At 70.4% G+C, this 12,883-nt stretch carries 8 protein-coding genes and 1 pseudogene; 6 read left to right on the plus strand and 3 right to left on the minus strand.

Annotated elements, in window-relative coordinates; all coding sequences use genetic code 11:
- Positions 1-35: 35 nt before the first annotated feature.
- The 5 genes and pseudogenes from HAV22_RS01485 to HAV22_RS31755 all read left to right on the plus strand — a co-directional run bounded on the left by HAV22_RS01485 (position 36) and on the right by HAV22_RS31755 (position 7,945).
- Complete coding sequence (locus HAV22_RS01485) at positions 36-3,383, plus strand: glycosyl hydrolase (RefSeq protein WP_166855758.1); 3,348 nt, start codon at positions 36-38, stop codon at positions 3,381-3,383.
- Complete coding sequence (locus HAV22_RS01490) at positions 3,380-4,261, plus strand: nucleoside hydrolase (protein ID WP_166855760.1); 882 nt, start codon at positions 3,380-3,382, stop codon at positions 4,259-4,261. Before HAV22_RS01485 ends, HAV22_RS01490 begins: the two co-directional genes overlap by 4 nt.
- 21 nt (positions 4,262-4,282) lie before the next feature.
- The gene (locus tag HAV22_RS01495) at positions 4,283-5,239 is read left to right on the plus strand and encodes an alpha/beta hydrolase (RefSeq protein ID WP_166855762.1); all 957 of its coding nucleotides are present in this window, start codon (positions 4,283-4,285) and stop codon (positions 5,237-5,239) included.
- An 8-nt stretch (positions 5,240-5,247) separates the two neighbouring features.
- A pseudogene (locus tag HAV22_RS01500) lies at positions 5,248-7,404 on the plus strand (glycoside hydrolase family 2 protein); the annotation flags it as partial.
- 49 nt (positions 7,405-7,453) lie between these two features.
- Positions 7,454-7,945 carry a malectin domain-containing carbohydrate-binding protein gene (locus tag HAV22_RS31755; protein WP_371869512.1) on the plus strand — a complete coding sequence of 164 codons (492 nt, stop codon included), beginning with the start codon at positions 7,454-7,456 and terminating at the stop codon, positions 7,943-7,945.
- 13 nt (positions 7,946-7,958) lie between these two features.
- On the opposite strand, the gene HAV22_RS01505 is transcribed toward HAV22_RS31755, so the two are convergent.
- The gene (locus tag HAV22_RS01505) at positions 7,959-9,125 is read right to left on the minus strand and encodes a 4-hydroxybenzoate 3-monooxygenase (protein ID WP_166855766.1); all 1,167 of its coding nucleotides are present in this window, start codon (positions 9,123-9,125) and stop codon (positions 7,959-7,961) included.
- Positions 9,126-9,224: 99 nt separating this feature from the next.
- Here HAV22_RS01505 and HAV22_RS01510 point away from each other — a divergent pair, with 99 nt between their 5' ends.
- Positions 9,225-10,085 carry a helix-turn-helix domain-containing protein gene (locus tag HAV22_RS01510; RefSeq protein ID WP_229421006.1) on the plus strand — a complete coding sequence of 287 codons (861 nt, stop codon included), beginning with the start codon at positions 9,225-9,227 and terminating at the stop codon, positions 10,083-10,085.
- On the opposite strand, the gene HAV22_RS01515 is transcribed toward HAV22_RS01510, so the two are convergent.
- Positions 10,076-11,158, minus strand: coding sequence for a porin (locus tag HAV22_RS01515; RefSeq protein WP_166855770.1), 1,083 nt, complete (start codon positions 11,156-11,158; stop codon positions 10,076-10,078). The two genes, HAV22_RS01510 and HAV22_RS01515, sit on opposite strands and share 10 nt — an antisense overlap.
- A gap of 23 nt (positions 11,159-11,181) precedes the next feature.
- Entirely contained in the window at positions 11,182-12,879 is a 1,698-nt protein-coding gene (locus HAV22_RS01520; RefSeq protein ID WP_166855772.1) for a tannase/feruloyl esterase family alpha/beta hydrolase, read from the minus strand.
- Positions 12,880-12,883 lie beyond the last annotated feature (4 nt).

Raw genomic sequence — 12,883 nt, forward strand, 5'->3', positions numbered from 1 at the left:
TTCCCATTGATGAAAGACCCACGACGAACCACGCCATGTCCGCACACATTCATCCCCTGCGCCTGATTGCGGCCGCCGCCGCCCTCGCCTGCCTGTCCGCACCCGCGTGGGCGGCAGCCGACCCCGTCGCATCCGGCTTCGACAATCCCCCGCAAAGCGCCCGCCCCCGCGTATGGTGGCACTGGCTGAACGGGAACATCACCAAGGAGGGCATCGCTAAAGACATCGACTGGATGGCGCGCTCGGGTCTCGGCGGCCTGCAGAACTTCGACGCCGAGATGATGACGCCCCAGCTGGTGCCGAAGCGCCTGCCGTACATGAGTCCCGAATGGGCGGACGCGTTCCGCTTCGCCGCGCAGGAGGCGGAACGCCACGGCCTGGAATTCGGCATCGCCGCGTCGCCCGGCTGGAGCGAGACCGGCGGTCCATGGGTACGGCCCGAGGACGGCATGAAGAAGCTGGTGTGGAGCGAGACCACGGTCGACGGCGGCAAGCCGCTCGCGATGGCGTTGCCGGCCGCGCCGCGTACGACGGGACCGTTCCAGGACCTGTTCGTCCAGCCGGACATCATGGGCCAGCGGCCGAGCCCCGACGCGCTCGCGCGCACGGGCGGCGACATCGCCGTCTATGCGTATCCGGCCGGGGCGGCCGCCTTGCCGTCGCCCGCCATCCGCGCCGGCGACCTGACCCTCGACGCGCACAAGCTGGCGGCTGCGACCGAAGACGCGGCGGCGGAACTCGCGGCGCCCACGGCCGACCGCCCGGTCGTCGTCACGCTGGACTACCCGGCACCACAGACCATCCGCTCCGCCACGATCTTCGCGCCGGGCGCCGGATCGATGTTCGAGGGCCCGGCGTACGAGGCCGTGCTGGAAGCGAGCACCGACGGGACGCGCTGGCGCAAGGTCGCGGACCTGCCGCTGGCCGGGGTGCCCGCCAGCGCCGGCTTCGCGCCCGTGACGGCGGCCCGCTTCCGCGTCGTGGTCAGCGCGAAGCCGCCCGTGCCGAATCCCCAGTTCATGCCAGTGGCGGGTGCCGACACGGGGCCGTTCGGCGCGATCGGCCAAGCCAAGGGACTGCGCCTTGCGCAACTGGTCCTGTCGGGTGAGTCGAAAGTCAACCAGTTCGAGGCCAAGGCCGGCTTCGCGACAGTCGACGACTATTTCGCGCTCGATGCGGGTCTCGACCCGCGCGAGGCCGGCGTCGACCCGGCCGCCATCGTCAACATTTCCGGCAAGGTGCGCGCCGACGGCACGCTGGAATGGACGCCGCCGCCCGGCACCTGGAAGATCGTGCGCCTCGCGTGGTCGCTCACGGGGACGGAAAACCACCCGGCCACGAAGGAAGCGACGGGCCTCGAGGTCGACAAGTACGACGGCCGCGCCGTGCGCACCTACCTGGAAACCTATCTGGCAAAATACCGGCAGGCGGCCGGCAAGGATCTCGTCGGCGCGCATGGCGTGCGCGCCATCGTGACGGACTCGATCGAAGTCGGCTCGTCGAACTGGACGCCGCGCCTGATGGAACAGTTCCGGCGCCTGCGCGGCTACGACGCGCAGCCGTGGCTGCCGGCGCTGACGGGCGTCATCATCGGCACCCGCGCCCGCACGGACGCCTTCCTGTACGACTGGCGCCGCACCCTCGCCGACCTGACGACCGGTGAACACTATGGCACGGTGGCCGCCGTCGCGCACGAACACGGCCTGAAGGTGTACGGCGAAGCGCTGGAAAGCGCGCGCGTCACGCTGGGCGACGACATGGCGATGCGCAGCCACGCGAACGTGCCGATGGCCGCGATGTGGACGTACCGCCCCGAGTTCGGCCCGAACCCGACCGCGATCGCCGACATGCGCGGCGCCGCCTCGGTGTCGCACATCTACGGCCAGAACCTCGTCGCTGCGGAATCCATGACGAGCGCGATGGCACCGTGGGCGTTCGCGCCATCCGACCTGCGCCCGATGATCGACATGGAATTCGCCAACGGCGTGAACCTCCCCGTCATCCACACGTCCGTGCACCAGCCGCTGGGCGACGACAGGAAGCCCGGGCTCTCGCTGGCGATCTTCGGCCAGTACTTCAACCGCAACGAGACCTGGGCCGGCATGGCGCGGCCGTGGGTCGACTACATGGCGCGCAGCAGCTGGATGCTGCAGCAGGGCCGTTTCTACGCCGACGTCGCCTATTTCTACGGCGAGGAAGCACCGCTCGTCGCGCTGTACAAGCATGGCCAGCCGGCGGACGCGCCGCGCCGCTATGCCTACGACTTCGTCAACGCGGACGCCCTGCTGCACCTGCTGACGGTGCAGGATGGCGATCTCGTGTCGGCCAGCGGCGCGCGCTACCGCGTGCTGTACCTGGGCGGGTCGAGCGCGCGAATGACCGTCGCCACCTTGCGCCGGCTGCACGCGCTGGCGGCCCAGGGCGCCACGATCGTCGGCACTGCGCCCGTCGCCACGGCGGGCCTGGCCGACGACCCGGCCGCGTTCGCGGCACTCGTCAGGCAGATGTGGAGCGGCGCAGCCGTCACCCGCGTCGGCAAGGGCCGCGTGGTTGCCGGCCGCGACGTGGAAGCCGCGCTGGCGCAGGCCGGCCGCAAGCCGGACTTCAGCGTCCAGGGCACCGATACGCCCCTGCTGTTCGTCCACCGCAGGCTGGCCGACGGCGACGTCTACTTCGTCACCAACCGCTCCGGCAAGTCGGTTAGTACGGAAGCGCGTTTCAACGTGCGGGGCAAGGCTGCCGAATTCTGGCATGCGGACACGGGCCGCACGGAACCCGCGAGCTACCGCACGGAGCACGGCGCGACCGTCGTGCCGCTGGCGCTGGACGCGGACGAGTCCGTGTTCGTCGTGTTCCGCCGGCCGGCCGCCGCGCCGGCCGTCACCGTCGAGGCGCCGTCATGGTCCGAGGCCGCCACGCTGGCCGGCGACTGGGCGATCCGCTTCGACGGGCTCGCCGCGCCGGCCCCCGTCGCGCACGGCACGACGGGATCGCTTGCCGCCAGCGCCGATCCGCAGGTCAGGTACTTCTCGGGGACGTCGGTCTACACGCGCGCCTTCACGCTGCCGCCGGGCGTGACGCCGGGCCGGCCGCTGAAGCTCGACCTGGGCCGGGTCGGCGACGTGGCCGAAGTCCTCGTCAACGGCAAGCCAGCCGGCATCGCGTGGAAGCCACCCTACGAAGTCGATGTGGGTCCGCTCGTCGTCGCCGGGACCAACACGGTGGAGGTGCGGGTCGCGAACCTGTGGGTGAACCGCCTGATCGGCGACGCGCAGCCGGGCGCCACGAAAGTCACGTTCACGGCTGCGCCCACGTACAAGGCGGACGCGCCGCTGCGGCCGTCCGGCCTGATCGGCCCCGTCACGCTGAACGTGCGCCAATGAGGCGGCGCCACCTGCTTGGCTGCCTCGCGGCGCTTCCGCTCGCGCAGGCGCTGGGCCGGCCGGGCATCGTCCAGCGCCCGCTGGTCCGCGTCATCGTCGACAACGACTTCGCCGGCGATCCCGATGGCCTCGTCGCGCTGGCGCACCAGTTGCTGGCGCCAGCGACGCGCACCGTGCTCGTGACCGTATCGGCGCTGGACCCGAAGCTGGCGCGCATGGCCGGCCTCGATCCGGAGCGCACGGCGCGGGACGGGGCGCGGCGCGCGCGTGAGCTGCTGCGGCTGGCCGGGCCCGGCCCGCGTCCGCCGGTCGTGGCGGACGGCGCGGCGCGGGCAATCGTCGACGCGGCCCTGCGCGACGATCCGCTGCCGCTCGTCCTCGCGTGCGGCGGTCCGCTGACGAACGTGGCGGCGGCGCTGCGCCTCTGGCCCGCGATCGCGGAACGCATGCGCCTCGTGTGGATCGGCGGCACGGCCGCCGGGGACGACAGCACCGAATACAACCTGGCGACCGACGTCGCCGCCGCCCGTTTCGTGCTCGAGGAGACACGGATTCCGGTCCTGCAGATCCCCGCCGAGGAATACCGGAGCTTCCAGGTATCGGTCGCGACGCTGAATAACGAGGTCGCGCCCATCTCGCCGCTTGCACGCTGGCTCGTCGACCAGTACCGCCACCTGCCGCCGTTCGTGCACCTGGGCGGCACGCTGACGTTCGGCGACAGTCCCCTCGTTACCGCGACGGCGTTCGATCCGGGCGCGACGCCCTTCACCACGCGCTCGGTCGCGGGTCGCGAGATCCGCATGGCGCATTCGCTCGACCCGCAACTCAACTTCGCCGATTTCATCGCCCTGCTGCGCGCGCACGCCAGACGCGCCTGACGACAACGACAAGGAGACGATATGGACCGTTCCACCCCGATCCGCCACGCCGGCGCGGCTGCCCTCATGCTGCTCGCCGCCGGCGCGCATGCGCAGGACACGCCCCGCAAGCCCGGCCCGGACGACTTCGTGCGCAGGGCACAAGCCAATCCGCCACGCCCGGCCCCCGCCCCGTCCATCCAGCCGATTCCGCTGTCCGCCGCCGGATCGTGCGCGACCGACATGTGGGAGACGATGTTCGGCCAGACGACGCTACGCAACGTGACGCAGCCGGCACTGTATCCGGCGCTGCCGCCGGCCGGCCAGGCCAACGGTACGGCGCTCGTGATCGCGCCCGGCGGGGCCTTCCTCAGCCTGTCGTTCGACAACGAAGGCCTGCTCGTGGCGCGCCGGCTGGCGGAACGCGGCGTCACCTGCTTCGTGCTGGCCTACCGGCTCGACCCCACGCCACAGGATCCGGCCGCGTTCATGCAGGTCGTGGCGAAACGCTTCGGCGCCATCGCGCAGCATGGCAAGGACAGCACCATCGATACGCCGGCCGTGGCGCAGGCGCAGGACGACGGGCTCGCCGCGCTGCGCTGGGTGCGCGCGTATGCGGCCGACTACGGGATCGATACGAAGCGCATCGGCATGGTCGGCTTTTCCGCCGGCGGCCGCGTGACGATGAACGTCGCCACCGCCTACGATGCCGCCAGCCGCCCCGATTTCATCGGCGTCATCTACGGCAGTGCGCCAAAGCGAGCGGTAGCCAGCGACGCACCGCCCGCTTTCCTCGCGGTCGCGGCAGACGACGGCCTGCGCGGCCAGGCCAGCCTCCCGATCTTCGAAGACTGGCGCGCGGCCGGCAAATCCGCCGAGCTGCACGTGTACGCGGCCGGCGACCACGGCTTCGGCATGCGCCGCAAGGGCACGACGTCGGACCACTGGATCGAGCATTTCGCCCAGTGGATGCAGGCGTCGAAGCTGGTGCCGCAATGAAGACCGCGATGCAGCGCCTTCCTGTTGTCGTCCGCGGTATCGCGCTGGCCGTCCTGCTGGCCGGCGCGAGCGGCGCGGCCGCGCGCGACGCCCCGCGGCGCACGACGCCGTTGACCGACCGCTGGACGTTCGTGCAGGACGATGCGTTGCCCGACACCGCCGCCGTCAACGCGGACGGCACCGGCTGGCAATCCGTCGCCCTGCCGCATACGTGGAACCAGGTCGACGCCGCGAGTACGGCGCAGACCGGCCCGGACAGCAAGCCCTACAAGCGCGGGCGCGGCTGGTATCGCCTCGAATTCGAACGGGGCACCGCGCCCGCGAACGCCTGGCTGCAATTCGACGGCGCCAGCATCGTTGCCGACGTGTGGCTGAACGGCCACTACCTGGGCCGCCACCGCGGCGCGTTCACGGCGTTCCGCTTCGACGTCACCGGCAAGCTCACCGCTGGCCGCAACGTCCTGCTGGTCAAGGTCGACAACAGCGCGCCCGTGCACGGCGAGGACCCGACCGCCGTCGCGCCGCTCGGCGGCGACTTCAACATGGCGGGGGGCCTGTACCGCGGCGTGTCCCTGGTCGAAACGCCGGCGCGCGCGCACCTCGCGCTGGCCGACCATGGCGCAGGTGGCGTGTACGCGGACACGATCGCCCTCGCCCGCGACCGCGCACGGCTGCGCGTGCGCGCCGACGTCGAGGACGACCGGGCGCTGCGCACCGGGCTGGCACTGCGAGCGGCCCTGGTCGACACGGCCGGCCGGACCGTGGCGGCGGCACGCCGGGCGCTGCCGGCCGCGGGGCGCGCCCGCGCCGAGCTGGCCCTGGACGTCGTCCGCCCCCATGTGTGGCAGGGCGTGCACGATCCCTACCTGTACCGCCTGCGCGTCGACCTGGTCGACGGCGCCGGCCGCCTGCTAGACCGGGTCGAACACCCGTTCGGCATTCGCCAATACCGCTTCGACGCGCAGGCCGGCCTGTTCCTGAACGGCCGCCCGCTGCGCCTGCACGGCGTGAACCTGCACCAGGACTGGCAGGACAAGGCGTGGGCCATCGGTCCGCGCGAGATCGACACCTCCCTTGCCCTCGTGCGCGAGATGGGCGCGAATGCCGTCCGGCTGGCCCACTACCCGTACACCGCCCACGCCTACGACGCAGCCGACCGGCTCGGTCTCGTCGTGTGGTCGGAACTGCCCTTTGTCGAGCGCAGCCTGACGCCGGCGGAATGCAAGGCGGGCGCGCCGATCCCGCCGGCCTTCCTCGACAACCTGGACGAGCAGCTGCGCGAGATGGTGCGCCAGCAGTACAACCACCCCGGCATCGCCACGTGGTCGATCGCCAACGAAGTCGCGATGGGCGGCACGTGCCGTGGCGCCGACACCGTGACGCCGGTCCTGCGCCGCCTGCACGCTCTGGCGAAGCGGGAGGACCCGCGCCGCCCGACGACGCTCGCGGACTTCAACGAGGACTATCCGGTCGTCGGCCCGATGTTCCCCGTGCTTCCGACTGGCGGCATCACCGACATCTGGGCCGTGAACCACTATCACCTGTGGTACTACCCCGGGGACGGCGACGCGTTCGGCGCTGCGCTCGACCGTTTCCACGCGAAGTATCCGGCGCAGCCGCTCGGCGTGTCCGAATACGGCGCCGGCGCGGCGCTGTCGCACCAGACCGACAATCCGCTCGGCGGCCGGGTCGGCAGCATGGACATGCACGGACGCACCCGCGTCGTCTGGCAGCCGGAGGGCTACGCGAACCATGTGCACGAGCAGATTTACGCGGCACTGGCCGGGCGCCGTTACCTGTGGGGCACGTTCGTCTGGGCGATGTTCGATTTCGGCTCCGGCACCCGCCACGAAGGCGACATCGGCGGCACCAACACGAAAGGCCTCGTCACGTTCGACCGCGCGACGCGCAAGGACCCGTTCTGGTTCTACAAGGCCAACTGGAGCACCGCGCCCGTCACGTACATCACCGGACGCCGCTACACGGAGCGCGCGTACCGGGCGACCGACGTGCGCGTCTATTCGAATGCCGCCACCGTCCGCCTGTTCCTGAACGGCCGCACGATCGGCATCCGCGCCGCGGCCGAATGCCCGCAGCGCACCTGCGTATTCGCCGGCGTCACGCTCGACGAAGGCGCCAACCGGCTGGAAGCCCGCGGCATGCACGGCGACGCCACCGTCGTCGACACGGTGCAGTGGACGCTGGCGCCGGACAATGCGCGCAACGTCTACCTGGCGGCGGGCCAGATCGCCACCGGACTCGTGTCGACGGCCGGCCAGCGTTACGGATCGGATAATTTTTTCACGGGCGGCCAGGGGACGCCGCTGGATCCGGATTCGCCCTACGGCCCCCCGCTTCGGCGTACGGGTCGCCAATGTCGCCGATGCGCGCGATGCCGCGCTGTGGGCGGCGGTACGGCATGGCACGTTCGGCTACCGCATTCCGCTGCCGGATGGGCGCTACCGCGTGCGGCTGGGTTTCCTGGAGCCGGACCGCAATGCGCCCCCGGGCGCGCGACGGTTCCGCGTGGACGCCGGCGGCACGACGCGGATCGCCGACCTGGACATCGTGGCGGCGGCGGGCGCCCCCGCGACGGCGATCGAGCGCGCGTTCGACGTCGAGGTGACGGACGGCAGCCTGCGACTCGACTTCGTGCCGGCGACCGGCGAGGCCGTGCTGTCGAACCTCGCGATCGAACGCCTGTGAGAGTACGCGGCCGTCAGAACGCGCCGACGTAGTTTTCGGCCAGCGCGGTGGACAGCGCGCGCGAGTTCACGACATTCTCGAGCTCCGCGCGCTGCACCTCGCGCTGGAACGGCGACGCGTCGGCGAACGTGTGCAGCATGCTCGTCATCCACCACGAGAAATACTCGGCGCGCCAGATGCGCTTCAGCGCGTCGTCCGTGTAACGGTCCAGGCAGGTCGTCCTGCCCTGGCGGTAGAACTCGTCCAGCCCCGCGGCCAGCAGGCGCACGTCGGACACGGCGAGGTTCATGCCCTTGGCCCCGGTCGGCGGGACGATGTGGGCGGCGTCGCCCGCCAGGAACAGGCGGCCCGACTGCATCGGCGTCGACACGAAGCTGCGCATGGCGACGATGTTCTTCTGGAAGATCTTCCCTTCCGTGACCTGCCAGCCGTCGCGGTTTTCCAGGCGCGCGTGGAGTTCCGCCCAGACGCGGTCGTCCGACCAGTTGTCGACGCTGTCCTTCGGATCGCACTGGAAGTACATGCGCTGGACGGTCGGCGAGCGCGTGCTGACGAGGGCAAAGCCGCGGTCGTGGCGCGCATAGATCAGTTCCGGCGCGGACGGCGGCGCCTCGACGAGGATGCCGAACCAGCCGAACGGGTACACGCGCTGGTAATCGTTGCGTCCCTCTTGCGGCATGGCGGGACGCGTCACGCCGTGGAAGCCGTCGCAGCCGGCGACGAAGTCGGCGTCGATGCGCTGTTCGTCGCCGTCGCGCGTGAACGTGACCCAGGGTTGATCCGTCGCGACGCCGTGCAGGACCACGTCGCGCACGCCGAACAGCATCTGCGCGCCGGCCTCCGTGCGGGCCGCGACGAGGTCCTTGATGACCTCGTGCTGGGCGTAGACCGTGATCGCCTTGCCCGTCAGCTCCGTCAGGTCGATGCGGTGGCGGCGGCCGTCGAACGCCAGCTCGAAGCCGTGGTGCAGCGCGCCCTCCGCACGCATGCGGGCGCCGACGCCCGTCTCGTTGAGGATGTCCATCGTGCCCTGCTCCAGCACGCCGGCGCGGATCGTCGATTCGATCTCGTCGCGCGACCGGGTTTCGAGCACGACCGACTCGATGCCCTGCAGGTGCAGCAGGTGGGAAAGCAACAGCCCGGCCGGACCGGCGCCGATGATGGCAACCTGGGTACGCATATTCGTCTCCTTGTAAAAAATTCTTGTCGACGTCCATGCTAGTGGCGCGCAGCCCCGTTTAGAATGGATGAAGTTATCGATTCCTTGTACTTTTTTGACATGGATATTTTCCCCCGCTTCGCCCTGTACGGCGAGCAGACGCCGGCGGAAGCCGTACACGTCGAGCTGATCGAGACGCGCAGCCGCCTGCACGACTGGCACATTGGACGCCATACGCACCCGGGCCTGTTCCAGGTACTTTTTCTACTGAAGGGCAGCGTGCGCGCCGTCATCGAAGAAGCCGTGTGGGAACGTAAAGGCCCCGTCGCCATCACCGTGCACCCGTCCGTCGTGCACGGGTTCGACTTCGCGGAGGGGGCACAAGGCTATGTGCTGACGGTGGACCAGAACGTGCTGTTCGCCACGCCCGACCACCACGGCGAGCTGTTCGCGCCGCTGTTCGTCGAGCCGCTGTCGCTCGCGCTGGCGCGCCAGCCGCGCGCGCGCATCGAGGCGCTGCTGAAGAACATGGTCGAGGAAGCGGCCTGGCCGCAGCAGGGCAATGCGCTGATGCTGGAGTGGCTGGCCCGCAGCGTACTGTTGCTGCTGGCGCGCACGCATGCGGAACAACGCGCCGCGAGCGGGTCCGGCCACGGCGAATTCCGCCTGTTCGCGGCCTTCCGCGCGGCCGTCGAGCAGCACTACAAGGACGGCGTCCCGGTGGCGCACTACGCCGACCTGCTGCGCGTGACGCCCGTGCGGCTGAACCGCCTGTGCCTGAAACTGGCGGGAAAGTCCGCGTTCGACATCGTGCAGGACCGGCTGATGCTGGAAGCATGCCGCAAGCTGACCTACGCCCCGTCGAGCGTGGCCAGCATCGCGTACGAACTGGGCTTCCAGGACCCCGCGTATTTCAGCCGCGCGTTCAAGCGGCACGCCGGGGTCACGCCAAAGGAATACCGCGAGCGTCGTCAGAAGTGATGGCGCAAGCCGGCCATGAAGCCGTTCTGCGTCTTGCCCACGCCGACGGTGCCTGCGGCGTCGAGCGCCACGGCGGCCGTACCGTCGTTCACCATCCGGCCCACGCCCGTGTACACGTACGTCCGCTTCGACAGCGCATACGTCAGCCGGGCCGAAAGCATCGTCACGTCCGCGTCCGCATGCCTGGTGACGCGCTTCGCCCACTGGCCGTCCACGGTGAACGCGCCGAACGGGTAGCTGGCACCCAGGTAGTACAGGTCCGATTCCGTGTGGCCCGTGGCAGCCTTCGTATCGCGGTCGATGACGCCGGCGCCGACCTTGACCGTGCCCAGCATCGCGTAGCCATTCAGCGTCGTGCGCGTGTCCGTGTTCGCGCTGCTCGTCAGGCCGCCCGCCGCACCCGTGTTGCCGTGCATGCGATCGTACGACGTGTTCACGCCCCACGCCTTCGTCTCGTAGCCGATCAGGCCCGTGTACTGGCGGCACGCCTGCGCATTGCCCGCCACCTCGCCCGCGCAGTTCGTGGCCGCCGGTCCGCCCGCGTTCGACGCGTCGCGTCCGAGGCTGTAGGTGGCGCCGACGACGACGGGGCCGAACTGGCCCATGTAGCCGATCGCATTGTCGCTGCGCGCGTTGGGGAGGTAAGGATCGATGCTGCCGAGCGCGAACAGGCTCGGACCGAGGACGTCCGCCTTCTGCGGCGCGATGTACGTCATGTTCAGCTGACGCCCCAGGGTCAGCGTGCCCCATGCACCCTTGAGACCGACTTGCGCCTGGCGGCCGAACAGCCGGTTGCCCTGCCCGGTCACGCCCGTGTCGAGCGACAGGCCGTTCTCCAGCACGAAGAAGGCCTGCAAGCCGTTGCCGAGGTCCTCGGTGCCGCGAAAGCCGATGCGCGACGGCAGTTCGCCGGTCAGGGAATTCATCTTCGTCACCGAATGGCCGGCGGCGTCCACGTTCGTCAGGTACGAGAGGCTCGTGTCGACGACACCGTAGATCTGCACGGTCGTCTGGGCGAAGGCGGCCGGCGCGGCGAGCGCGCACGCCAGTACAGGGATGGGAAGGTATTTCATGTTGTCTCCTCGTTGGGGTATCGTTATTGGCAGGTGAAGTTCGCGGCCTGTTCCACGTCGCCGGTTCCCTTGTATTTCGCGACTTTCGGGTAGGCGCACAGGGGGCGCGTGCGTGCGGGCGACCATGACACCGGCACGTCCCCGTTGACGCCGCCCGCGTTGCCCGTGCCGCGCGCACTGGCCTGCACGGCGTCCGGTGCCTGGCCCTTCTCGACCCAGGCCACGAGCGGCGTCAGCGCATCGAACTGGTCGGTCGCCGGGCCACCCGCGCAGTGGTTCATGCCGGGGATGCGGAAGAAGCGCGCGAAGTTCGACGCGTCGCCGCCGTTCGCCGCGCGCAGCGCGTCGTACCACGCGGTCGTGTCGTCGCTGGAAAAGATCGGATCGCTGGTGCCGTGGTAGACGAGCAGCTTGGCGCCGCGGTTCTTCAGCTTCGCGAGGTTGGTCGCATCGGGCGGCAGCATGAACGACAGGGCGGACTCCGGATAGGTGCTGCTGGTCGCGCCCACGCGCGCGAGCATCGTGTCCAGGTTGCCGTTCAGCGCGAACGCGGTGCCGTCGAACGCGGCCGGATTCTCGGGTGGCACGGACCAGATCAGGCCCACGGCGCCGGCATCGCGCGTCAGCGGCGAACTGAATTTCCAGCCCGCCCAGCCGTCCGTGGCCAAGCCCGCGTCCCACGGGAAGCTCGCGTAGATCTTCGTACCGGTCTCCGTCTTCGCGCCGGCGAACAGGCCCGCGATGCCGCTCTTCTGGGCAGCCGTCAGGCAGGTGCCGTCACGGGCGCCGCTGCACGTCGGCACGTCGCGCGCGATGTCGAACGCGGCCTGGCAGGCGCCCGTATCCTGCACGAGACCGTCCGCGGCGCCGTCCAGCGCATCGCATTTCGCCAGCACGGCGTCCGACACGAGCTTGCGCTCGGCGAGCGTGAAGCCGGAGCCCAGGTCGCCCGGCGTGCTCGCGAGCGTGGCGTAGGTCTTGCCCCCGGCGATGTTGGCGATGGCCGCCAGCGGCAGGCGGAAGCCCGGGTCGCCGACGAGGAAGCCGTCGTACTGGTCGACATAGCGCGCCGCCGCGACCATCGTGTGCCGGCCGCCGTTCGAGCAGCCGCCGATGTACGAACGGTCCGGCGCCTTGCCGTACGCCGTCTGGATCGCGGCTTTCGCCATCGGCGTGAGCTTGCCGACGGCCTGGTAGCCATAGTCGAGGCGCGCCTGCGGGTCGATGCCGAAGTCTGGCGTCGGGCTGGCGTGTCCCGCGTCGGAACTGAGGACGGCGAAGCCCTGGTTCAGCGCATTGTCGAGCGGGCCGCCACCGCCGACCGGCCCCGTGGCCGTGACGACGCTGCCGTCGACGCCGCCGTTGGCCTGGTAAAAGAAGCGGCCGTTCCAGGCGACGGGCAGGCGCATCTCGAAGCCGATGGCGTAGGCCTTGCCGTCGGCGCCCGTGCGGCGCAGCATCTCGCCCTTGACCAGGCAATGGGCGGGGACGGGCTTGCCGCCGACGGTGAGCACGCCGGCCGCGATGGCGTTGGCCGCCGTGATCGTCGTGTCGGGGTACGTGATGCGGGTCGCGAGCTCCGCGCAGGCAGTCAGCGTGGCGCCCGTCGCCTGCGAAAGTTGTGGCAGCAGCTGTGCCGCCGGTTGGGTGTTGTCGTGGCCGGTGCCGCAGCCGGCCAGGCCGAGGACGGCCAATGCGGCCGCCGTGTGGTGTCGGTTCATCGTG

The organism is Telluria antibiotica (assembly GCF_011682055.1).
Lineage (GTDB): Bacteria > Pseudomonadota > Gammaproteobacteria > Burkholderiales > Burkholderiaceae_D > Telluria > Telluria antibiotica.

Excerpts from the sequence above, each read along its gene's own strand:
- HAV22_RS01485 (WP_166855758.1), top strand. The coding sequence starts at position 36 with ATGTCCGCACACATTCATCCCCTGCGCCTGATTGCGGCCGCCGCCGCC.
- HAV22_RS01490 (WP_166855760.1), top strand. The coding sequence starts at position 3,380 with ATGAGGCGGCGCCACCTGCTTGGCTGCCTCGCGGCGCTTCCGCTCGCG.
- HAV22_RS01495 (WP_166855762.1), top strand. The coding sequence starts at position 4,283 with ATGGACCGTTCCACCCCGATCCGCCACGCCGGCGCGGCTGCCCTCATG.
- HAV22_RS31755 (WP_371869512.1), top strand. The coding sequence starts at position 7,454 with ATGCGCGCAACGTCTACCTGGCGGCGGGCCAGATCGCCACCGGACTCG.
- HAV22_RS01505 (WP_166855766.1), bottom strand. The coding sequence starts at position 9,125 with ATGCGTACCCAGGTTGCCATCATCGGCGCCGGTCCGGCCGGGCTGTTG.
- HAV22_RS01510 (WP_229421006.1), top strand. The coding sequence starts at position 9,225 with ATGGATATTTTCCCCCGCTTCGCCCTGTACGGCGAGCAGACGCCGGCG.
- HAV22_RS01515 (WP_166855770.1), bottom strand. The coding sequence starts at position 11,158 with ATGAAATACCTTCCCATCCCTGTACTGGCGTGCGCGCTCGCCGCGCCG.
- HAV22_RS01520 (WP_166855772.1), bottom strand. The coding sequence starts at position 12,879 with ATGAACCGACACCACACGGCGGCCGCATTGGCCGTCCTCGGCCTGGCC.